This is a genomic window from Seonamhaeicola sp. ML3, from assembly GCF_023273855.1.
Taxonomy (GTDB): domain Bacteria; phylum Bacteroidota; class Bacteroidia; order Flavobacteriales; family Flavobacteriaceae; genus Seonamhaeicola.
This window is the reverse complement of the sequence record NZ_CP096884.1, coordinates 2,501,582-2,527,885: the sequence shown is the minus strand read 5'-3', so window position 1 is coordinate 2,527,885 and position 26,304 is coordinate 2,501,582. Positions and strand designations below refer to the sequence as shown.

The following is a 26,304-nucleotide window of genomic DNA, read 5'->3' as shown; positions in this document are numbered from 1 at the left end:
CACGTACTAGCTTCTTTTTTTGTTAAAAAAAATAGTATTTCATCGATTTTATATGCTTTTCATGGATTTTTTAGAGATTTATACCCTACATTAGCCTCGCTATTAAATTAATGTCTCTCACACCATGAAAAAAACTACTTTGGTAGGTGTAATACTATTGTTTATTACACAACTATCAACCTCTCAGGATTTATTCAAAAGAATATCTATTAACCACCCCACGGAAAGTTTAGAACAAGCCATAAAAAATTTAGGCATAGACCTAAGTTGTGGTGTAAATCATGATCACGACCATGATGAACTAGTATTAGAACTTCCTGAATCTGAATTAGATAAACTAGACAATATAGGAATTGTTTACAGTATCGAAATTAATGACTTATCAAAATTCTACAGGGATAGAATAAACCAAACCTACAATAGCGCACTTGTAAATCTAAACTCCGAGAAAGCGAATAACAGGTTAAACCTTTCTTCCAAGAAAACAAAAACATCTACTACTGCCAAATCTATAGCAAGTACTACACTTGATAATTTCTTGGAATATGTTGGGTGTGATGAAATAGATTGGGCGACTCCTTCAAACTTCAACTTAGGAAGCATGGGAGGCTGTTTAACCATTAGTGAAGTAGAAGCTGAATTAGACCAAATGAGGTCATTATACCCAAACCTAATCTCTGCCAAAACAGATGCCTCCCCTACACAACAAACCACTTGGGGGAATCCTGCTTCAACAATTACTCATAATGGTTTGACTTATGAAGGGCAAGGAACAACTAGATGGAATCCTCAAACCATATACTATGTTAGAATTACTGGAAACGAATCGACTGTTCCAGAAGGTACACGCCCTCAATCTTTATTCACGTCCATGATACATTCTAGGGAAGTAGGAAGTTTAATGAGTAACATCTATTTTATGTGGTATTTGTTAGAAAACTATGATACAAATCCAGCAATAAAAAATTTAATTGATAATAACGAGCTCTATTTCATCCCTGTTGTAAACCCTGATGGATTGAGGTGGAACGAACATCTTTCCTCGTCTGGTGGCGGTATGCAAAGAAAAAACTGTAGACCTAATACTGGTAGTACTTCAAATACAACATCTACTAGAGGTGTAGATTTAAATAGAAATTTCGACTATTTCTGGGGATCGGCTGGTTCTGGATCTTCTGGAACACCCTCTAATGATTCCTATAGAGGACCTTCGGCTTTTTCAGAACCCGAAACACAAATCTTAAGAGATTTCATTCTTGCTAGAAATTTTAAAACCTGTTTAATGAACCATTCTACGGGTAATGCAATTCCACATCCTTATGGTGGAATCCCTTCTAATACTTCTGGTAGGGAAGATGAAATGCATAAATGGCACGAAGACATGACTAGATATAATAGATACATATCCGGTGCCACTATTTTTTCTGCCGCCAATGGTATTGCAGACGACTGGATGGTAGGTGGAAATCCGGACGGTAACAACTCAACTGGATCTGGACAAAATATCTTAGCCACTACTCCAGAACATGGTGATTCTGGTTTTTGGCCTCCAGTAACCGATATAGTACCCATTTCAAAACGTGCTATGCGTTTATTCTTAACTTCTACGTACTATGCTGGTAAATATGCGAAATTACACGACTTAACACAATCCGATATCAGTTCGTTGACCTCAAATTTAACTTTCGGTATAGAGCGCCTCGGGCAAACAACAAGTAATTTTACCCTTACAGTTACACCTGTATCTTCTAATATTACATCTATTGCTAATATTCCTGTGCAAACTGGAATGACCATATTGGAACAGAGAAATGTAACTACACAAATAATACTTGACGCTGGTATAGCAACTAATGATAAAATTGAGTATAACGTACAACTGTCTGATGGTACAAACACATTTTATAATGTAAACTTTGAAAAATACTATCAGCCTACTACTACTTTTACGGATAATCCTGATTCAGATTTATTAACCAACTGGACCACATCTGGTACTTGGTCTGCGGCAAACACTAGTGGTGCTGCTTATTCTGGTACAAGAGGAATTAAAATTGGTGATAATACTATTTCCTCTTATGGTAATAACTCCACAAGTACTTTAACTACTACAAACACGTATGATTTATCAGGTGCTAGCGAAGTACTCGTACAATTTTATACGAAATGGGATTTGGAAAGAAACTTCGATTTTGTAGAAATTTTAGGGTCGACAGATGGAAGCAACTGGCAATCATTATGTGGAAAATATAATAAACCGAATGCAACAAATAGCTCCAATGGTAGTCATGGCAATAAGAGCGGAACAAGTCACTCGTTCCAATCGAATAACAGTTCTGGCCGCGTATATGATGGCGACAGATTTGATAACTGGGTTATGGAAGAGGTTGTCATTGACCCTTCTAATAACAGCTTTCTAAATGGTGCAACCAATGCACAATTTAGATTTAGGTTTCGATCAGACAGTGATAATAGATTCGAAAGTTACTCTGCGAGTGGAGAAGGATTCTTTATAGATGATTTTAAAATCATTAAAGTACAAATACCGTGTGCAATTTCTATTCCCACAAATCTCTCAGTGTCAAATGTTGCTCCAACTTCGGCTACAGCGACTTGGGACAACATTCCCTCTGCAACCTACGACCTTAGATATAAAGAAACGAGTTCTGGGACCTGGATTGAAGTGAATGATGTTTTAGCAACCTCATATAACTTTTCATCCTTAAGCCCTTCCACAAACTACGAAGTTCAAATTAAAAGTGCTTGTTCCAGTTCAAAATCTAATTATACCGGATCAACAAATTTCACAACAACTGCAATTTCATATTGCAACTCCAATGGAAGTGGCACTTACGATACTGGCATTACACAGGTAACATTTAATACGCTATCTAATTCACATACCAACAACAGAGAAAATAGTGGTTACCAGGATTTTACAGCAATGTCAACAACCGTTCAACAGGGCTCATCTCATGTGTTATATGTAAATGTAGATAGAGATGGAGGTACTGGTCATGCTTTTGCTTGGATAGATTTAAATATTGATGGTGATTTTGATGATGACGGTGAGGAATTCGATTTAGGATTTGCCAATACTGGAGATAATACCCAAACAAGTATTACACCAACCATTACCTTTAGTAGTGGAGCCAATTTCCCTACTGGAGAAACAAGATTAAGAATTGCTACAAGATATAATACTGATCCTACGGGTCCTTGTGCCACCAATTATGATGGTGAGGTAGAGGACTATACTATAATCATAAATAGTGCTTGTACCCCACCTGATGAACCTACTACGGCATGTTGGGAAACAGCGACCTTTAATACTGGAACGTGTAGTTGGGACGTAACCGGAACGCAACCTGCCGAACCTACAACGGCCTGTTGGGAAACCGCGACCTTTAACACTGGAACGTGTAGTTGGGAGGTTACAGGAACTCAACCTGCTGAACCTACTACAGCATGTTGGGAAATAGCGACCTTTAACACCGCTACGTGTAGCTGGGACGTAACCGGAACGCAACCCACTGAACCTACAACGGCCTGTTGGGAAACCGCAACCTTTAACACTGGAACCTGTAGCTGGGACGTAACCGGAACGCAACCTGCCGAGCCTACTACGGCCTGTTGGGAAACCGCAACATTCAACACGGGGACGTGTAGCTGGGACGTAACCGGGACACAACCTGCTGAACCTACAACGGCATGTTGGGAAACCGCAACATTCAACACCGGGACGTGTAGTTGGGACGTAACCGGGACACAACCTACTGAACCTACTACGGCCTGTTGGGAAACCGCAACCTTTAACACTGGGACGTGTAGCTGGGACGTAACCGGAACGCAACCCGCTGAACCTACTACAGCTTGTTGGGAAACCGCAACCTTTAACACTGGTACGTGTAGTTGGGACGTTACGGGAACTCAACCTGCCGAACCTACTACGGCCTGTTGGGAAACCGCAACATTCAACACTGGAACGTGTAGTTGGGAGGTTACAGGAACTCAACCTGCCGAGCCAACTACAGCATGTTGGGAAACCGCAACATTCAACACCGGGACGTGTAGCTGGGACGTAACCGGAACGCAACCTGCCGAACCTACTACAGCATGTTGGGAAACCGCGACCTTTAACACTGGAACGTGTAGCTGGGACGTTACGGGAACACAACCTGCCGAACCTACTACGGCCTGTTGGGAAACTGCGACCTTTAACACTGGAACGTGTAGTTGGGAGGTTACAGGAACTCAACCTGCTGAACCTACTACAGCATGTTGGGAAATAGCGACCTTTAACACCGCTACGTGTAGCTGGGACGTAACCGGAACGCAACCCACTGAACCTACAACCGAATGTTGGGAAACCGCAACCTTTAACACTGGAACTTGTAGTTGGGACGTAACCGGAACGCAACCCACTGAACCTACAACGGCCTGTTGGGAAACCGCAACATTCAACACTGGAACCTGTAGCTGGAACGTAACCGGAACGCAACCTGATGAACCTACAACGGCCTGTTGGGAAACAGCGACATTCAACACCGGGACGTGTAGCTGGAACGTTACCGGAACGCAACCTGCCGAACCTACTACAGCTTGTTGGGAAACCGCAACCTTTAACACTGGTACGTGTAGTTGGGACGTTACGGGAACACAACCTGCCGAACCTACTACGGCATGTTGGGAAACCGCAACATTCAACACTGGAACCTGTAGCTGGGACGTAACCGGAACGCAACCTGCCGAGCCTACAACGGCCTGTTGGGAAACCGCGACCTTTAACACCGGAACCTGTAGTTGGGACGTAACCGGGACACAACCTGCTGAACCTACAACAGTCTGTTGGGAAACCGCGACCTTTAACACCGCTACGTGTAGCTGGGACGTAACCGGAACGCAACCTACTGAACCTTCAACTGCTTGTTGGGAAACCGCGATATTCAACACTGGGACGTGTAGTTGGGAGGTTTCAACAACTGAAACGCCTCAAACTTTCTATGCTGATGCTGATAACGATGGTTTTGGAGATTTTCAGACAACGATAATTGCCTGTTCACCACCAATCGGATTCGTAAGTAATTCTAATGACTGTGACGATAGAAATTATGATATTAATCCTGGAAACTCTGAAATCTTAGGTAATGGTATAGATGATGATTGTAATCCGTTAACTTTGGACGGTACTTTAAATACTGATACCGATTTTCAAATTAAAAATTTAAAGATCAGTCCTAATCCTTTTATTGATGAAGTAAACATAGAGCTTCCCTCAAATTCTGTAAGTACTTTTAGACTGATACTAACAGATATAAGAGGACGCCTCATACTCAATAAAACCTATACACCTGTTAACGGAAAATTAAGTGTCTCTCTAAATATACCATACTTAGACATGGGAAGTTACTTTATCAGTATCACTGACACCAAATCGGGTTACGTATCAACTAAAAAATTAATAAAAAAGTCAAATTAAAATATTAGAATAGGCGAAAAAGGGTAAACTAGTTAGTTTACCCTTTTTTTTATTAAAAAATGTGTTTCAAAAGACAAACCTTATAAAGTGTAAATCGTACTTATTAATCAAAATTCTAGACTAAATCTTAACAAAAATTGTATTTCGTCGATTTTTTTTGCTTTTTAAGGGTTTATACTTATATTTGCATTGCTATTTAAAAAATATGATTCCTCAAATCAAACTTAGTCTCTCACACTATGGAAAACATTGCTTTATCGATAAAGTCAATGGCTCTCGCTATTGCTTTATCATTCCTATCTCTCATCTCTTTTTCTCAAACATCAGAAGTTGAAGTATCTGTTAACTGGCCATCTTGGTCTGGAGATAATAGAGTAGAAATTTATCAACCAGATGGTACATTAATTGCCACTATTGACGATGGTTATGATGGTAGTTTTGGCTCATATTCAACAACATCTAATTTAGGATGTCTCACAGATGACAACAACTCACCGTCAGGAACTGGCTACTATGCCATAGTTTACGATAGTTATGGTGATGGTTGGAATAGCGGCGGTACGCTAACAATTACATCTGGAGGGGTAACAGTACTTTTTTACGATGAAAATGCAGAGCCCTCAACTAATGATTTATATAATTTTGGTTCTGGAGAAGAAACCCAAACACTTTACTTTGAAGTTGCTAATGGTGGAGCAGCATGTGTCTCCGCACCAGAAATAAATATTCAAGGAAATGGTAACAATATAGCTAATGGAGACACAACTCCTGTGGTTACAGACGATACTGAATTTGGTTCTATAGAAAACAATACAACTTTAGACCATACCTTTACCATTCAAAATACAGGAAGTGAAACCCTAAATTTAACAGGAACACCCGATGTAGCCATTACAGGTAACGCCGCTTTTAGTATTCTTACACAACCCAGTGCTAGTGCTATTGTAAGTGGTGGAGGCGATCTTACTTTCGTGGTTCGCTTTGCTCCTACTGTAGATGTCACCAATGTACAGGCTACGATATCTATCGCCAATGATGATTCAGATGAAAATCCATATACATTTGTTGTCCAAGGTTCTTCATACACGCCAGCTCCAGAAATAAACATTCAAGGAAATGGAAACGATATAGCCGATGGAGATATAACTCCCGTGGTAACAGACGATACCGAATTTGGCTCTATTGAGAACAACACGACCTTAGACCATACTTTTACTATTCAAAATACGGGAACTGCAACATTAAACTTAACAGGTACACCAGATGTTACCATTACTGGTGATGCCACCTTTAGTATTCTTACGCAACCTAGTGCTAGTGCTATTGTAAGCGGTGGAGGCGATCTTACTTTCGTAGTCCGCTTTGCTCCTACTGTTGATGTCACCAATGTACAGGCTACGATATCTATCGCCAATGACGACTCTGATGAAAACCCGTATACGTTTGTTGTACAAGGATCTTCTTTTGCACCACCACCAGAAATAGACATTCAAGGGAATTCCACAAGTATTGTAAGTGGAGACACCTCACCTTCTGCTGTTGATGATACTGACTTTGGTGATGCCGATATAGCTTCAGGAACTGTTGCACATACTTTTACGATTAGAAATATTGGAAGTGGAACTTTAAACCTAACGGGCAGCTCCCCCTATGTTAGCATAACTGGAACTCATGCCTCAGATTTTACCGTAACTGCAATACCTGGGTCTACTATTGGTGCTAACTTAACAACTACTTTTGAAATTACTTTCAATCCAAGTGATATTGGACTTAGAACAGCCACAATATCTATTGCCAATAATGACACAGACGAAAGCACATATACATTTAATATACAAGGAACAGGAACAACCGATGCGCAAGAAATAAATATTACAGGCTTAGGTAATACCATTGCTTCTGGAGATGTTTCGCCCTCAACTACAGACAATACAGACTTTGGATATGCTGCAACTGGATCTGGAACTAATGCGAACACGTTTGTTATAGAAAATTTAGGACTAGTAAACACCTTAAACCTTACTGGTAGTTCTCCTTATGTTGCGATTTCTGGAACACATGCAGCAGATTTTTCGGTAACTACTATTCCAAACAACTCAATTTCTGCAAGTAGCAATACTAACTTTATTATCACATTTGCACCAAGTAGCGATGGATTAAGAGAAGCTACTATCACAATAGCAAATAATGATGTAGATGAAAGCTCTTATACATTCAATATTCAAGGAAACGGTTACACGCCACCACCATGTGGAACAACCGTATTACACACTGCCGATTTTGAAACAGGTATGGATGGCTGGACTGATGGCGGAACAAATGCACAAAGAATATTTTATGCTTCAAGATCCTATTCTAACGAATATAGTTTAGAGATAAGAAACCAAGACGCTGTTGGAAATAACGCATCAGTAATCTCACCGTTGTTCGATTTTCTTGGGTATGATAAGATTGACTTCAAGTTTTTCTTTACCTCACATAATGTAGAAGCCAACGAAGAATTTTTTATTGAATACAGTAATGATAGTGGTAGCTCATGGACTACGGTTAATACTTATCACTGTGGAAATACATCTACATTTGGTAAAGACGGTGATTTCCTTTATGGAGATTCGATTATTTATTACGGAAGAACGGCTACAATTTTAGATTCTGATTTTTCATTTTCAGCTGGTTCAACTTCGCAATTTAGAATTCGTTGTGGCGCTAACGAGACTAACGACTTAATATATCTAGATAATTTTACAATTACAGGAACGCGATATTGTGCGTCTACTACAGCGCCTGGTGGTGTAACTACAAACTTAGATCTGTGGTTAAAGGCTGACCAAGTAGATGGGGCCAACTTTGGTACGGACGGAGCAGCTGTAAACCAGTGGTTTGATAATGGAAATGGAAACCATGCAGAAACCACAATTCCGGAACAAGCACCAGCTTATCGAAATAATGCAACGGATAACTTCAACTTTAATCCAGTATTGCATTTTGACAACAACAATAGTACAGCTCCAGGAGACATGACCTACCTGTTAACGGACAGGGATGTTCTTAAGGGAACAGGAGGTTTTAACAGTAACGATATGTTCGTGGTAATCATACCTGACATTACAGTCACCAATACTATGCTTCCTATGGATACCTTTACCGGTGATGACCCAGATGCTTCTACGGCATCATATTCTGAGGATGTTACTGGCTTTGGATATGGTAGGTATACAGCACGTTTATCTAATGAATATCTTGCCTACTGTATAGGTGGTACATCTGGAACATCACCCTACCCTGGATATGGTTCTGGAGATACGAGTGCAGACACAAATTTTAATAAAATAGGTATTTTAAACTTTAGGCACAACTCAGGAAACACTTCACAGGAAATCCATTTAAATGCCACAAGAATTGATGATGTAGAAAATGACGCGGCAGATTTTTCCGCAGTAAATAACTCAAGGTATTTTATTGGTAGAAGTCAATATTGGGGAGGTAGTTTTAATGGTCGTATAGCAGAAATCATTACTTATTCATCAACTAACAGCGATACAAATGACTCAGATTTAAGAAACAGAATTCAATCGTATTTAGCCATAAAATATGGTATCACACTAAGCCCAGACTCCAATGGCACTACTGTAGATTACGTTGATTCTGATGGTTCTGTTATCTGGAATCAATCTGCAAGCGGATATAATCATGATATAGCAGGTATTGGACGTGATGATGCTTCTGAATTAAACCAAAAACAATCTAGTAGTATAAATGATGAAACCGATGTTGATGGTCCTATTGAAGGTATATTGACCATTGGACTAACAGATATTTACAACACCAATAGTGAAAATATTTCAAGTAATCCCACAACGTTTAACGACAAAGAATTTTTGATGTGGGGAAATAACGGAGCTGACCTTGACTTAGCAGCATCTGTGATAAGTGTAGATATGAGTGCAGGAATTTCAGGTCTAAGCACACCGGTTACTTTTACTGGTATGCAACGTATCTGGAAATTTGTGGAAACGGGTGGAGATGTTCCTTCATGTAAAATTAGCATTCCTCAAAATGCCATTAGAAATATTTCACCTCCAGGAAGTTACTTGATGTTTATATCGGATACTCCGGTATTCGACCCTACAGCAGATTATCGTGTAATGATATCTGATGGAAGTGGTAATCTGGAAACCGATTATGATTTTGATGGTACAAAGTATATCACTTTTGGTTACGCACCCCAAGTTATCGTTGAACGTTCCATTTACTTTGATGGTGCTTCAGACTATATTGAAATGGGAGATGTGCTGGACCTTAATACTTCAGAATTTACAATTTCGGCTTGGATAAAAAGAGATTCTGGCACTACCAATGCTTCTATTTTATCGAAAAGAGATGCATCGAATACAGAGGGTTATGATTTTAAAATCAACGCTTCAGGATACTTAGAGTTTACAATTAATGGAGGCGCCTCAACACTTACATCCTCTGTGGTAATCCCAGAGAACGAATGGCATCAAGCTGCAGTAATCTTCGATAATGGTAATTTATCACTTTACATCGATGGTGTACAAGATACCAGTTCTTCTTCGGTTCCTAATCCTGTAGCCACATCGCAATCATTTTGTATAGCTGCTGCAGACGGAAATAGCCCAACAGCCTTATTTGCTGGAAATATAGACGAGGTTAGAGTATGGAATATCGCCTTATCTGTAGACCAATTACGATTTATAATGAACCAAGAAGTTGAGGAAGATACCACTTTTGTAAGCGGAACTGTTATACCACAATCTATTACAAAAAATGAAGTTGGTTCTATACCGTGGTCTGATCTTGAAGGGTATTATCCAATGTCAATTTATACCTATACTAACACAAATGATATGTCTGGGCACAATAATCAAGGAGCCCTAAAGAATTTAGATACAGTAGATTACCAAACAGCACCATTACCTTATGAAACTCAGGGATCAGGGAGTTGGACTACAGCGTCTACATGGCTAAACAATAGTGTACAAACCCTACCTAATGCAACGTGTTTAGTAGGTGGCACACCCATAGAATGGAATATTGTTGAAATTCATGACGATGTAACGGTGAGTACATACACAAGTTTAGGACGCGAAGTGGTCGTTCAGGGATTAAGTGTTGATGCTGGAAGCACATTAGAAATAAGCGGAAGCACCGCTTCTAATACAGGAAACGGTCTTACTGTAACACACTATTTAAAAATAGATGGTCTAATTGATTTAGAAGGGGAATCGCAATTAATACAAACTACCGATAGTGATTTCGATAGCTCGAGTACAGGTGATGTAGAACGTGATCAACAAGGCACTCCAAACACTTATGTTTATAATTACTGGTCGTCTCCCGTAGCACCAACAAGTAATGCCAATTATACCATAGCCGATGTATTCTCGGGATTAAATTTTATAACCACGGGCTATAATGGTACGTCTTCTCCGGTAGCTATTGCAGATTATTGGATCTGGAAATACTCCAATAGAGTATCTAATACATACTCGCAATGGCAGCACGTTAGGAGTACAGGAAGTTTAGCTCCTGGAGAAGGATTTACTATGAAAGGAACAGGGTCAACTACAGCTAATCAAAATTATGTTTTTAATGGGCAACCTAATAATGGGGATATAAACTTAACCATTACAGCAGGAAATGATTACCTAGTTGGAAATCCTTACCCTTCCGCCCTTGATGCCGATGAATTTATTTTAGACAATATTGGCACAGCTGATGGCGGAAGAAATACTAGTGGTAATATAATCAACGGTGCACTTTACTTTTGGGATCACTTTGCAATAAACTCCCATAATCTTAGAGATTATCAAGGAGGTTATGCGAGTTATACTTTAATTGGTGGTACAGTCGCCATTTCCAACGACACAAGGATTAATGCTAGTGGGGCCTCTGGAACTAAGCTACCTGAAAGATATGTTCCTGTTGGCCAAGGTTTCTTTGTATCTGCAACTGCAGACCCAACCCTGGTAGGATTATCACAACCTGTGGTTGGCGGTCCATTAGAATTTAAAAATAGTCAACGTACTTTTGTTAAAGAAAATGTATCCGGATCGAATACAGGCTCTATATTCTTAAAATCCAAGACTAAAGGAACATCTTCAATTTCTGCCAAAACCACTAACCATGGCAACCCAAGAATAAGATTACTTTTCCATTCTCCAGAGGGCTACTACAGACAGCTACTTGTTGGTTCAGATAGTAGAGCTACCAATAACTTCGATTTAGGTTTTGATGCTCCACTCATTGAAGATAACAAGGAGGACTTATACTGGATCTTTGATGATAATAAATTCGTAATTCAGGGAATTGCAAACTTTGAAACTAACCAAAGATTACCACTAGGGATAAAAGTCAATAAAGATGGAGAAGCTATTTTCAAAATAGATTCTGTAGAAAATTTAGATGAAAACTTTGATATCTTCATCTATGATAAACTACTTGACACCTACCATAATCTAAAAGACGGTGATTACCTAGCCTATGTTACAACGAGTACAAACGAAGATCGATTTGAATTAACTTTCAATTCAAACAGCGGAACGCTTACTGATCAAGAATTCGAGACAGGAAATATTCAAGTGTATTACGATAATGAATTAGAAAGTATTGTACTTATCAATCCTGAGTTGGTTAAAATAGAAACTATTAAATTGTATAATGTTATTGGACAGTTAATTAAATCATTTAAAATTGAAGACAGCACATCTAAATATAGAGCATTTGAAACGTCGAGGATTAACGACGGAACCTATATTATCAATCTAATATCAGAAGGAAAAACTATGACTAAAAAAGTCTTGGTTAAATAAGACTTTAAACAAACAAAAATTAAAATTTATCTAGGCTCCAATACATAATTGGGGCTTAAGGTGTTTGTATTTCGTCGAATTTTTATTCATTTTAACGATAAAAACATTTTATTTCATATCTTTGGAGCGCTATGTTAGTATAATTCAAGCTATTACATCCAAACTTAATAGCGCTGAAGTGTTGATTTATAACGAGAAATAATATTTAGTTCCCCAAACTAAATAGACACCTACTTATGAAGAAGAATATTCCAAAATATGGAATAGCATTAGTCGTGTTATTGTTTTACTTAAACTTTAATACGTACTCTCAGACCGAAATAGACAATGAAAATTTTGAGTCTGGCTGGGGTATTTGGAATGATGGCGGAGACGATTGTGAGAGGACAAACACTTCAACTCCCAATGGTACCTACATGATCAATCTTCAAGATGATTCAGACGAACATTCTTCGATGACCACAGATAACATAGATATTACAAGCTATGGTAGTGTGGAAATTGCTTTCGATTATGAAGCCGATAGTATGGAGTCTGGTGAAGATTTCTGGATTCGTTACTCCGATGATGGTGGTAGTTCATGGACAACAATAGCAACTTTCGTTAGTGGAACAGATTTTAACAACAATAGTCCGGAATCGGTTTCAGAAACCATAGACTCAGGAACGTATACTTTTGCAAGTAATTCGCGTTTTAGAATTCAATGTGATGCATCAGGCAATGGAGATGATATTTTTATAGATAACGTAGTAATTACTGGATACCCCGCCAGTCCTGAAATAGAAATTCAAGGTAATAGCACCGAAATAGTAAATGGTGATACTTCTCCCTCAATCACAGATGACACAGATTACGGTACAGCAAACATTGGTACATTAATAACACGAACCTTTACAATTAATAATAGTGGTACTGTAGACCTCAATATCTCTAGTATTTCACTTTCTAACACTACCGATTTCTCTATAACAGGAACACCTTATTCCACTCCAGTATCTGCATCTGGGAGCACTACGTTTACGGTAACATTTAACTCTGTGAGTATTGGAACAAAAACCTGTGACATTACCGTTAATAACGACGACTCCAACGAGGGCACCTACACCTTTAGAATAGAAGCTAGTGCCCAACAAAACTTTTTTGATAGTGATAACGATGGCGTTTACGACAATATAGATATAGACGATGACAACGACGGTATTCTAGACTCAGAAGAAGAGCTTTCGTGCCAGAATTCAAGTATAGCGAATGCAGTGAACTATAAATTTTTAAATGAAACCTTTGGCACAGGAACCTCAAGAGCAACAATTAATACTACATACGACGCTGAGACCACGTATTGTTATGAAGACGGAACCACAATTGGATCAGACTGTGCCTCACAAAGCAATATAAATCTTAGTGATGGACAGTATGTGGTATACTACCAAGCTGCAGACGGCGACGGTACTAACGATACCCCAAACGGTGAAGTAGCATCGTGGGCAGATGCCTATTGGTATACAGGTGAAGACCATACAGCAGGAGATACTAATGGTAGGTTTGCTATGTTCAATGCTTCATATGACCCAGGAACATTTTATACCGCAACGATAATAGGAGCACTTCCTAATATACCCATAACCTATAGTTTTTGGGTATTAAATCTAGATACAACAACAGCTCCCGGTATTGGCAGCAGACTAAGACCAGATATTCTTGTAGAATTTAGAGATGTAAACGGCACTGTACTGGCATCAATAACCACGGGAGATATTCCGCCTTCAATTAACGGAGACCCAGATGGTAGTTGGCACCAATTTACTGCAAACCTAACCTTAAATGTTAGTGAATTTTATGTTTACTTTATCAATAACGAAGTGGGTGGTTTAGGAAATGATGTTGCCATTGATGACATCACGATTTCACAGACGCTTTGTGATTCTGATAACGATGGTGTAGCCGATGTATTTGATTTAGATAGCGATAACGATGGCATTCCAGATGTTGTAGAAGCAGGATTAGGAAACTACAGTGAAGGCAAAGCTACTCTAACCGGCGTTGCTTCTTGGGCAGACACCAACTCTAATGGAATGCATGACGCTACTGAAAGTAATACTGTTCCAGATTCCGATGGTGATGGTACTCCTAACTATTTGGATTTAGATAGTGATAATGATACTATATTCGATGTTGATGAGTCGGGAGCAACTAATTCGGGAGATGCAAATTATCAAAATGGTGATGGCGATATTACCGGTGATGGCGTTGGAGACGGCGCAGACACAGACACTGTAAGAGAAACAGATGTTGATTCCGATGGCACCGTTGAATATTTCACCGATGGCATTTTAGATTTATATGATTTCTTTGAAGGAGGAACTATGGCAACAGCCTATGGCAACAGCAATCAAGGTTCTACCGGAACTGGTTGGGAATATTATGTTGCCGATACAGACAACGATGGCACCCCAGATTATCTGGATGTTACTTCAGACGGTACGAATTTCGACATAACAAACACCTTATATTCCAGCTTAGATGGAGACGCCGATGGTATAATAGACGACACTTCCGATTCGGATGAAGATGGTATCGTTGATTTATTCGATACAGATGATGCCCTTTTTGGTTCTCCAAGAGATTTAAATACCAAACTTCAATTATTCTTCGACGGAAGAAACGATTATGCCGAAGAGACTACGGTAATTAGTGATACTTGGGATGAAGCCTCGATAATGGCTTGGATAAAAATTGACCCTAGCGCTTCGGGAGATCAAGTTATTCTGGGTCAGGATGAATTCTACATCCAATTAAATTCAGACAAAACCATCACCGTTTATGCAGATGGGAATACATTAAACTACACAACTCCGTTAACCGATAGCAAATGGATTCATCTTGCTGCTACGTTTAAATGCGATTGTCTTTCTGGTAATTTCAATTTATACGTAAATGGTAATTTAGAGGAAACCTCAACACCCAGTTCTGGTGGTTTTAACACAGATACATCTTCGTTCACTATTGGTAAACAACCAGACACAGACAGCAAATACTTTCATGGTTACATAGATGAAGTTAGAGTATTTAGCAAGGCTCTAACTGCAAACGAAATCCATAAAATGGTATATCAAGAAATAGAAGATAACGGAGGTATAGTTAGAGGTAGTATTATACCTGTAGATATTGATGATTTTGACACTGTATCTGAAACCTCAACACCTCTTAACTGGTCTAATCTTGAGCGTTATTATAGACTAGACACCTATAAAGATGATATTATAGATGACCTGACTACAGCGTCTGTAGATACCGAAACTGGGGCAAAAATTTATAACTCAAAGCTCATTGAATCACAAACGGCACCTTTACCTTTCGCTACTACAAATTCTTGCAGTGGATTATGGACCGACACCAACAATTGGGAACACGGAAGCTCATGGGATATAACCAATACAGACTCTAACTGTGCTATAATTGAAGTTAATGGAACCTTGGAAACAAGTACGCATCACAATCTTACCGGTCTTATTATGACCAGTGGGAGTCAATTAAACGTTACTAACGATTCGGAATTAAATGTAAGTTGGTATTTAGAACTAGATGGTAAAATAGACTTAGGCGGAGAGTCGCAATTAGTTCAAGGAGCAGAAAGTGTATTGGAACCTACCAGCGAAGGCACTTTAGAAAGAGACCAACAAGGAACCTCAGACACATACACCTATAATTACTGGTCTTCTCCTGTTGGTGTATCAAACAGTTCCACAAATAATAATGCATACAAAGTCACGGATATATTCACCAATGTTACGTTTTCCAGTTCAGGTTATGATGGTACTGAGTCACCTTTAACCATAGCAGATTACTGGATATTTAAGTTTGCAAACTTCACTTTAGGTGATTATTCGGCATGGCAACACGTAAGAAGTACTGGAACCCTTCAGATTGGAGAAGGTTTTACAATGAAAGGTCCCGGTAGTGGTTTAATCACAGATGAACAAAACTATGTTTTGGAGGGTAAACCCAATAATGGAGATATTGACCTGACCATAAACTCTGGAAATGAGTATCTTGTAGGTAATCCCTATCCTTCTGCTTTAGACGCTCATGAATTTATTTTGGACAATGGTAACACCATACAAGGTACAGGATCTACTACCGGAACACTTTATTTTTGGGAACACTGGGGCGGTGGATCGCATATCTTACGAGAATACCAAGGTGGTTATGCCACCTACACACTCTCAGGAGGTGTCCCTGCTGCATCTCAAGGTTCTAACCATCCTGATGTAGGAACAGGTGGTACACCAACAAAAACACCGGGACGCTATATTCCTGTAGGACAAGGCTTTTTTGTAAAAGCTGAAAACACAGGAATCATTAAGTTTAGGAACAGTCAGCGTGTATTTCAAGTTGAAGATGGCTCAAGCTCACTCTTCTTAAAACCCGGAAAAAAGAATTCTGGTTTAACGAGTAAATCTACTTCAAGTGGAGATTCCAGATTACAATTAAGACTTGGATTTTATTCATCCAACACCATTAGAAGGCAGCTACTCACAACCGTAGACGAAAACAGTTCTTTAGGCTATGATTGGGGCTATGATGCTCCCTACAACGACAGTCAAATAGATGATATGTATTGGCTTATTAATGATGATAAATATATGATTCAGGGAATAGACAACATAGATGAAACTACAGTATTACCCATAGGCATACACACAAAGGATAATGGCATAAATAGTATAACAATTGATAGTTTAGAAAACGCACCTTCCAACTTAGAGGTTTACTTACATGATAAAGAGCTAGATTATTATCATGATTTAAAAGAGAGCAATTACGATGTGTTCTTAACCTCGGGCGAATATCTTAACAGGTTCGAGATTACTTTTAGTAACTTTCAAACTCTAGGCACTAACGAAGCGGAGCATATACCTATTCAAGTCTACTATTCAAACAAAATAAATAGTATAATCATCCTTAATCCAGAATCAAGATTCATTAAATCTATTGAGATGTTAAATCTTTTAGGACAATCGCTGTTTAAGTTTAATACCAATAATACAAAACAGAATTACATAAAATATAAAGCCGGCCAGATTGCAACGGGTAATTATGTAATTAATATTGAAACAGAATACTCTAAAATATCGAAGAAAGTACTCGTGAAAAAATAATTAAGATATTGTTTATTTAGTTAGTTGAGTTAGTTTTAAAGTTAGTGTAAATCCCAAATCTACTCTAACTTAACAGAAAAGAGCCTTTTAGGCTCTTTTCTAATTTTTAATTTTAGAGATTAAATCTTCGAGAGAAACTTTAACCTGTTCTCCAGAGACCATATCCTTTAAGGTATATTGATTATTTTCAATTTCATCCTGACCAACCAATACTGTAAAAGGAATATTACGTCTGTTGGCATGGGTCATCTGTTTCTTCATTTTAGCTGCATCGGGGTAAAGTTCTGCTCTAACACCCGCTTGTCTTAACTCCTTTATAGCATTCAAACTAAAAAGCGCTTCTTTATCTCCAAAATTGATAAATAAAACCTCAACATTTTTATTGACCGTATCTGGGAATAAATTAAGTTCCTCTAATACCAAATAAATTCTATCGAGACCAAAACTAATACCAACACCACTAACATCCTTTAAACCAAAAATTCCGGTAAGGTCATCGTAACGGCCTCCACCCCCGATAGAACCTATCTTAACTTCTTTAGGAGCTGCTACCTCAAAAATAGCACCCGTATAATAATTCAAGCCTCTTGCTAGGGTTACATCCAATTGAAGCGCTGCTGTTGTTAGACCTAACTCTGAAACAGCCTTATTAATAAAGGTTAATTCCTCAACACCTTTTAATCCCTCTTCTGAAGTAGACAATATATCTTTTAAACTCGCGACTTGAGATTCAAAATCTCCAGACAACGAAAATAAAGGTTGCAATTTATCTATTCCATCTTTTGAAATACCTTTTCCAAGCATTTCTTCTTTTACCTTCTCCTCGCCTATTTTATCCAGTTTATCAAGCGCAACTGTAAAATCTATTAATTTATCTGAAGCTCCAATAACCTCTGCTATTCCAGATAATATCTTACGGTTATTAATTTTAATGGTAACACCTTCTAAATTCAATTTAGAAAAAACGGTATCGTACAACTGGATAAACTCTACATCTTGCCAAAGGCTTTTACTACCAACAACATCGGCATCACATTGGTAGAACTCTCTAAAACGACCTTTTTGAGGTCTATCTGCGCGCCAAACAGGTTGTATTTGATAACGTTTAAACGGAAGTTCAATATCATTTCTATGTTGTACCACATAACGCGCAAAAGGTACGGTTAAATCATATCTAAGGGCTTTTTCTGAAATACTTGAGGTTAACTTATTTGAATCTTTATTATGATAAGCTTCAGAATTGGCTTTATTCAAATAATCACCAGAATTCAGAATCTTAAAAATCAAACGGTCACCTTCTTCACCGTATTTACCCATTAAGGTGCTTGAGTTTTCGAAACTTGGCGTTTCTATAGGTTGAAATCCAAACGTCTCAAAAGCACCACGGATGGTATTGAAAATATAATTTCGTTTGGCTACTTGCTCTGGATTAAAATCTCTTGTTCCCTTTGGTATACTTGGTTTTTGAGCCATATTCAATTACCTGTAAACTCAGGCATCTCTGTTTTTTATTAAATAAATGGATTCCTGCCTGCGCAGGAATGACAAAAATATATAATGAAAACGTCATTGTGAGCTTTTTTAAAAAGAAAAAAGCGTGACAATCTCTTAGGTTAAATTAAGAAAACTCTATTTTAAAGGATTACCTCTGCTATTTTCCTACACAGTGGATTCCTGCTTCAGTAGGAATGACAAAACTCAAGACCGTTTTAATTTATCAACTGATCAAAATACTTGAACAAATCACCTTTAGTAATCACAGCGCCTTGTTCAATCATTTGAAATTTATCCAAATTTTTATCATCACTATAATCCTTGTTAGCTTGCAAGAACTCTACATTTTCATCCATTAAATTGTTTCGTAACCAATCGTAACCTTCGGTAGTTGTGATGTCTACATCATTTTTAACATTTAGTACAATAGCTTGCATATTCTCTTCTCCTAATCTAAACAAATACATGTGCTGAGCCGAAATATGTTCTAAATACTCTGCTTTATTTAATACGCCTTCCCAAATTAAATCACTAAAAACGTCTAATTCGGTTTCAGCTAATTCCGGCTTGTTCTCTTTCAAATTCGACCACTCTTCAGCAGTTATTTGCTGAGTGGCTAAAAAATTAATAAACTCTTCATGTAATTCTTCAAATTGTTCTTTTGTAAGTCTTGAATATTTCATTGTTTGATTTTAAAATGAAAAACTATTGATTTAAGGCTTTATACACTTGAAAAGGCCTATCTGTTGCCAATACATCTATACCTTTTTTAGACCAGTATTTATAAGATGAATCCCCTCTTCTTTTTGCTTGGTTATCTAAATTGCCTAAAGTTCCCAAAATGGTTTTTATACCGTAAGAGTGAATCTTATCGTATAACGATTCTGAGGACAGACGCGTTCCTGTAAAGGCTATCATGTTTTGAGTTGGAATACCAGAATGAATCAACCAGTCTAATTCTTGTTCATTTCTAGCAGATACTGACAAGAGCAGTCCAGGAGCCACTTTATGAGCTCTTTCGGCCTGTTTCATATCATAAGTTATTATAATTGCGATATCTTGTGCACCAACCTCATTTATAAGTTCAACCACATTTTCTACAGCGACACTTCTTTTTATGTCTACTGTTAAAATAACGTTATTGGATTTTGCCCATTTTAGAACATCTTTGAATTTTGGTATTCTGTAAGATGTCACACTCCCAAAATCATCCTTTAAGTTAAAGGCCTGCAGTTGTCTGTAAGTAAGTGATGTTATTTTACCTTTTCCAGTAGTCGTTCTGTCTAATGTATTATCATGCATTAGGACCAGAACGTTATCTTTAGTTTTAGCAACATCTATTTCAAAAATAATGTTGTCTATACGCTCGCTTAAATATTGTAATGTTTCCAAACAATTCTCTGGGTAGTGTTTTATTCCTTTACCTCCCCGATGTGCGCTTATCATTGTTGGTGCACCTGCTTTATAAGCAAAGGTTTCCAATAATTTAGAAGATTGCTTTTTTTCAGCCTCTTGAGTAGTTTGCTTGCAAGAAAAGCATCCAAAAAGTAAGAGTAAAATTAAAAAATTCTTCATGCTCTTGAATTATACCTAAATATATAGGTGCGCAAATTTAATAATATTATTACTGTTTGTTAAGGTATGTATTACATGGTTTGAGTAATGCATTCATAAATAAAAAAAGCTGCTCTTTTGAGCAGCTTCGTTTTATATATTGCAATACTAACTTTGTTGTTAATATTATTTTGCTTGTGCAATAACCTCAAATGGTAATTCAACAGACACTTCTCTATGTAAACGAATAATGGCATTGTATTTACCTAAACGTTTTACATTACCACCAATTACATTGATGAATTTTTTGTCTATTTCCTGACCTTCTTTTTCTAAAGCAGCAGCAACATCGATATTATTTACAGATCCAAATAATTTATCTCCAGCTCCAACTTTAGAAGCGATTTTAATTTCTAAAGCTTTTAATGCTTCAGCAACAGCTTTAGCATCGTCAACTATTTTCTTTTCTTTAAAAGCTCTTTGCTTTAAATTTTCAGCCAATACCTTTTTAGCAGAGGCAGTAGCCAATATAGCTTGTCCTGTAGGAATTAAGAAGTTTCTACCGTAACCGTTCTTAACTGTTACAACATCGTCTTTAAATCCTAAATTCTCAACGTCTTGTTTTAATATAAGTTCCATTGTTATCGGTATTTTACTTTAATAAATCGGCTACGTAAGGCATTAAAGCCAAGTGGCGTGCTCTTTTAACAGCTACAGACACCTTTCTTTGATACTTTAATGATGTACCTGTTAAACGTCTTGGTAATATCTTACCTTGTTCGTTCACAAACTTTAATAAGAAATCTGGGTCTTTATAGTCGATATACTTGATACCAGACTTTTTAAAACGACAGTACTTCTTTTGTTTGTTTGTTTCTATGTTTAATGGAGTTAAATATCTAATTTCTCCGTCTTTTTTTCCTTTTGCTTGTTGATCAATTGATGCCATAATTAAGCTTTTTGTTTAAGTTTATCTCTTCTTCTTTCCGCCCAAGCCACTGCATGCTTATCTAACTTTACAGTTAAATAACGCATAAAACGCTCGTCGCGTCTAAACTCTAACTCTAGGTCATTAATTACTTCACCAGCAACGGTGTACTCAAATAAGTGGTAAAATCCACTTTTCTTGTTTTGAATTGGGTAAGCCAACTTCTTCAGCCCCCAATCTTCTTTAGATACCATCTTAGCGCCCTTAGAAACAAGAAAATCTTCGTACTTCTTTACTGTTTCCTTTATCTGGTCATCAGATAAAACGGGATTTAAGATGAAAACAGTTTCATAATGATTCATAAAAATCTATTTAATTGTTAAAAATTGGGTGCAAAAATAATCATTATCTACATATAAAACAACAATTAATATTGCTATATTGTAAACCCTGTAACAAATGTTAAAATTTTGTTAAATCGTGTTGTTTATCGATGATTTTTGGTTTTTGGCGGAATTTTTTGTACTATTGTCGATATCTTAACCGAAATAATACAAATGTTATGACTTTAAACTGTGTAGTAGTAGACGATTCAGCAATACAACGCCTGTCAATTGTAAAGTTGGTGGAAAACCACCCATCATTAAATTTAATTGCAGAATACAGTAGTGCTTTAGAGACTAAAAATGGTTTAAATACGCATCAAGTTGATCTTATCTTTTTAGATATTGAAATGCCAGTACTAAACGGATTTGAACTTTTAGACGTATTAAACAAGAAACCCCAAATTATTTTTGTAACCGGTAAAACCGAATATGCTTTCAAAGCTTTTAATTACGACGCTACCGATTATTTACACAAACCAATTACAAGAGAACGTTTTAATGCTTCTGTAGAGAAAGCATTAGAGCAGCACCGTTTATTAATGAACCAAACTGAAGAAGAAGGTGAACACATCTTTGTTAAGAGTAATCTTAAAAAACGTAAGGTTTACATTAAAGATATTAAATGGATTGAAGCTCTTGGTGATTACGTAAAATTAGTTACAGAAGAAACCAGCTTGGTTGTATTATCTACAATGAAAGCTTTCGAGGCTGAATTACCAGAAGGTAAATTCTTAAGAATTCATAAATCGTATATTGTAAATCTTGATAAGATTGACAGATTCAACAGTAAAAATGTTGAGGTTGGTGCTTATGAAATTCCTTTAAGCCGAAACAAAAAAACACAATTGGTTGATGCCTTAAATAACATTTAAAACTTAATGCTTGGTGGAACCAATCAACGTCTCACTTAGCAGATTAAAAGTTTTATTTCCGTTTTAAGTAATAAACCAAAAAGCAGCAAACATTTAACGCGACTTTTGTAAAGCGCTCATTTGAGCAAAAATTTTTTAAATGAAATCGCTTTACTAATAATTGTCGACGTTTAAAATTACTTTAACCGACCGAAAATCTTTTATACTTGAGAAGCTATTATTTATTTTAATGATAGCTTCTTTTGTTTTTGCTAAAGACTGTTTCTTTGGTATTTTTACTAATATATTTTTATGAAACTGGTTTCTTATCCTGGCTATTGGTGGCGCCTCTGGCCCTAAAACGAGCTCACCAAAAAATTGCCTCAAGGATTTAGCAAACCAAATAGAAGCCGTTTCTACCCTATTGTAATCCCTGTGCTTTAATGTGATTTTTATCTGCTTATAAATAGGCGGGTATTTAAAGTTGTATCTGTCGTTCATTTGCTCCTTAAACATATCAATGTAATTATTGTTAGACACTTGCTGTAATATGTTATGGAACGGATTATAGGTTTGGATTAACACCTTCCCTCTTTCTTCAGTTCGGCCTGCCCTACCGGATACCTGAACCATAAGCTGAAAACTACGTTCGTGTGCTCTAAAATCGGGGAAATTCAACATATTGTCTGCATTCATAATACCAACTAATTTTACATTTCTAAAATCCAAACCTTTGGTTAGCATCTGGGTACCCACAAGAATATCGATTTCCTGTTGCTCTAAAGCCGTGATAATTTTTTCGTAACCATACTTGCCACGGGTAGTATCTAAATCCATTCTAGCAACTTTAGCTTTTGGGAAAAGCAACTTAGCTTCTTCTTCTATTTGCTCTGTACCAAAACCTTTACTATTTAAATCGGTACTTCCGCAGGCCATACACTCTTTTACCATAGGCGTAACATACCCGCAGTAATGACATCGTAATTGATTTCTATATTGATGGTACGTTAAACTTACATCACAACTAGGGCACTGCGGAGAATGCCCGCAAGTATTACACTCAACAATTGGCGAAAACCCTCTCCTATTTTGAAAAAGAATAATCTGTTTACCTTCTTCCAGAGTCTCGGTAATCTCTTCTATTAACCGGTCACTAAAATGCCCCTGCATGAGCTTTCGCTTGTGCTTATCTTTAATATCTACCAATTCTATATCTGGCATTAACACATTGTTAAACCTGTGAGTCAATGCTACAAATCCATACTTATCCTGTTTAGCATTAAAATAGCTCTCTAAACTTGGTGTTGCAGAGCCTAACAGCACTTTAGATTTATGCAATGCCGCCAATACAATGGCCGTATCTCTAGCATGATATCTTGGTGCGGGATCAAATTGTTTAAAAGACTGTTCATGTTCTTCATCAACTATTATAAGACCCAAACTACTAAATGGTAAAAAAATTGACGACCTAGCCCCTAAAACTATTTTAGCTTTTGATGCACTGTGTAGCACATTATTCCAAACCTCAACCCTTTCATGAGTTGAATATTTGGAGTGAAAAATAGCAACTTGTTCTCCAAAATAGTTTTGAAGCCTATCTACTAATTGGGTGGTAAGCGCTATTTCTGGCAACAAATACAGCACCTGTTTACCTTTGGCTATAGTTTCCTCAATTAGTTTAACATAGATTTCTGTCTTACCCGAAGATGTTACACCATGTAAAAGCGTAACACTATTGGAACTGAAAGATGTTTTTATTTGCTGTAGTGCTGTTTCTTGGTGTTCATTTAATTCTTTTGACCTTTCATTATCCCCACCTTCATATTGTACTCTATCTGCTTGAATATGATATTCTTCTAAAACACCCTTGTCGATTAGAGCTTTGATGATTTGAGATGAGACTCCACTTTCTGTGACTAAGACCGAAACCTTAACCGGTTTCTTTGTGCTTGCCGATATTGAAAAAAGTGTCATAACAACCTCTCGCTGTTTTGGAGCCCTACTTAAATCATCGAGTAAACGCTGTAATGCTTCTTCCGAAGAAAAATTAGCATGTAACCTAACATATCTAACTAATTTTGGTTTATATTTTTCATAGACCTCTTCTTCAACAGTAATTGCCTCTTTTTCAATTAACCTTTTGATTACAGGCAATACATTTTTACGATCCAGAATGTTAGAGATATCATGAATTTTAAGCGACGATTGATGGTGTAAAGCTTCGTAAATTAAAAATTCATCGTCTTTTAAATTAGACTCGTCTATTTCATCCTTTCCATTTTTTGAAATAACAGTTTCACTTTCTAAAATAAACGCACTTGGCAGCGCTGCCCGCATTACATCACCTAATGTACACATGTAGTAGCTGGAAATCCACTGCCATAGCTCTAATTGAAAACCATTTACTATGGGAAACTCATCTAAAATTTGATGAATCTCTTTAGCGTCGTAAGCTGTTGGAGCATCGTTATGTACCCTAAAAACCAAAGCCGTATAAATTTTTGTTTTTCCAAAAGGAACAGCAACTCGCATACCTGGTTTTAAAAACTCCGATTCGCCTTGTGTTATGGCATATGTAAACAGCTTTTGAAGCGGTATAGGGAGAATAACATCAATAAAAAACCGCATAGCCTAACATTGTTTTCTTAGTTTATTTAAAGATGCGTTAAGCTCGTAACCTAATAATAGAATATTTGCATTTAACCATAAATAAAAGAGCAGAATCAATAACGCCCCAATAGAACCGTATAGCTTATTGTATTGTCCAAAGTTCTCGATATAAATTCCGAATAAATATGAAGACAGCATTATTAGTAACGTGGTAAACAGTGCCCCTACGGAAAAGAATTTAGAATGTTTCCCCTCATGAGTACCAAAATAGTACAATGTAGCTGTTGCCAAATATACCATCACAATAAAAAAGAAATACTGAGCAAAGTTGGCCCAAAATACATTTTGAGAATCAAAATCTAAAACTTCTAGAAGTTCCTGTACTATGTATATTTGAAAATATCCCAGAAAGGCAATAGTTACAATTAACAAAAAGGCAAGTATTAACGCAATGCCCAAAGCATACATATATTGCTTAAAAACATTTCGTGTAAGCTGTTCGTGATATGAGTTTTCAAACCCCGAAAAGACAGCATTTACGCCATTAGCCATTAACGCAACAGACAGCACGAAAACAGAAGATAACAATCCTCCACGCTGTGAGTTATCTATATTTTCAAAAATATTTTGATTAAAAAAATCGGATGTATTAGGAGGTAAAAACGAATCCAAAAAAAGTAAAAAGTCTGTTTTAAAATCGGCAATAGGTATGTAAGGTATAATTATCAACACAAACAACAGAAAAGGAAAAATTGCCATAAAAAAGCTAAAAGCTATAGCACTCGCTCTTGTGGTTAAAGCCCCTTTGGCTATACCAATTATATAAAGTTCCAACAAATCGTATAGGGAAAGCCCTTCTAAACCAGGTAGCTTAATTTTTTTAAAGAACCGCACCAAGACATTTATAACAGGAATTTTATATAGTTTGTCTTCAATAGGTTTGGTCATGAATAATCTGTGTTTAGGATAAACACAAAGTTATTAAAATATGACTTTAGAATACAATAGGA

General features: G+C 37.2%; 12 protein-coding genes. 4 read left to right on the top strand and 8 right to left on the bottom strand.

Annotated elements, in window-relative coordinates:
- Positions 1-124 precede the first annotated feature (124 nt).
- The 3 genes from M0214_RS10915 to M0214_RS10905 all read left to right on the top strand — a co-directional run bounded on the left by M0214_RS10915 (position 125) and on the right by M0214_RS10905 (position 17,471).
- A complete protein-coding gene (locus tag M0214_RS10915) occupies positions 125-5,479 on the top strand; it encodes a M14 family zinc carboxypeptidase (RefSeq protein WP_248722595.1) in 5,355 nt (1,784 codons plus the stop codon).
- A 239-nt stretch (positions 5,480-5,718) separates the two neighbouring features.
- On the top strand, positions 5,719-12,312 hold the full coding sequence (locus tag M0214_RS10910) for a choice-of-anchor D domain-containing protein (protein ID WP_248722594.1): 6,594 nt from the start codon (positions 5,719-5,721) through the stop codon (positions 12,310-12,312).
- A gap of 236 nt (positions 12,313-12,548) precedes the next feature.
- A complete protein-coding gene (locus M0214_RS10905; RefSeq protein ID WP_248722593.1) occupies positions 12,549-17,471 on the top strand; it encodes a LamG-like jellyroll fold domain-containing protein in 4,923 nt (1,640 codons plus the stop codon).
- Positions 17,472-17,570: 99 nt separating this feature from the next.
- On the opposite strand, the gene hisS is transcribed toward M0214_RS10905, so the two are convergent.
- The 6 genes from hisS to rpsF form a co-directional block, all read right to left on the bottom strand.
- Entirely contained in the window at positions 17,571-18,944 is a 1,374-nt protein-coding gene (gene hisS / locus M0214_RS10900) for a histidine--tRNA ligase (RefSeq protein ID WP_248722592.1), read from the bottom strand.
- A 236-nt stretch (positions 18,945-19,180) separates the two neighbouring features.
- Complete coding sequence (locus M0214_RS10895) at positions 19,181-19,648, bottom strand: DUF6495 family protein (RefSeq protein ID WP_248722591.1); 468 nt, start codon at positions 19,646-19,648, stop codon at positions 19,181-19,183.
- Positions 19,649-19,670: 22 nt separating this feature from the next.
- A complete protein-coding gene (locus tag M0214_RS10890) occupies positions 19,671-20,540 on the bottom strand; it encodes a glycerophosphodiester phosphodiesterase family protein (RefSeq protein ID WP_248722590.1) in 870 nt (289 codons plus the stop codon).
- A gap of 165 nt (positions 20,541-20,705) precedes the next feature.
- Positions 20,706-21,158, bottom strand: a complete 453-nt coding sequence (rplI, locus tag M0214_RS10885; RefSeq protein WP_248722589.1) for a 50S ribosomal protein L9 — start codon at positions 21,156-21,158, stop codon at positions 20,706-20,708.
- A gap of 13 nt (positions 21,159-21,171) precedes the next feature.
- Positions 21,172-21,468: a 30S ribosomal protein S18 gene (rpsR, locus tag M0214_RS10880; protein WP_130938278.1), complete on the bottom strand. Its 297-nt coding sequence runs from the start codon at positions 21,466-21,468 to the stop codon at positions 21,172-21,174.
- Positions 21,469-21,470: 2 nt separating this feature from the next.
- Positions 21,471-21,809, bottom strand: a complete 339-nt coding sequence (gene rpsF, locus M0214_RS10875; protein WP_248722588.1) for a 30S ribosomal protein S6 — start codon at positions 21,807-21,809, stop codon at positions 21,471-21,473.
- Between the two features lie 200 nt (positions 21,810-22,009).
- On the opposite strand from rpsF, the gene M0214_RS10870 reads away from it, so the two are divergent.
- Positions 22,010-22,705 (top strand): LytTR family DNA-binding domain-containing protein, encoded by a 696-nt coding sequence (locus M0214_RS10870; protein WP_248722587.1) that lies wholly within the window; start codon positions 22,010-22,012, stop codon positions 22,703-22,705.
- A gap of 153 nt (positions 22,706-22,858) precedes the next feature.
- Here M0214_RS10870 and priA read toward each other — a convergent pair whose 3' ends face one another.
- Complete coding sequence (gene priA / locus M0214_RS10865) at positions 22,859-25,312, bottom strand: primosomal protein N' (protein WP_248722586.1); 2,454 nt, start codon at positions 25,310-25,312, stop codon at positions 22,859-22,861.
- A gap of 3 nt (positions 25,313-25,315) precedes the next feature.
- A complete protein-coding gene (locus M0214_RS10860; protein ID WP_248722585.1) occupies positions 25,316-26,242 on the bottom strand; it encodes a YihY/virulence factor BrkB family protein in 927 nt (308 codons plus the stop codon).
- Positions 26,243-26,304 lie beyond the last annotated feature (62 nt).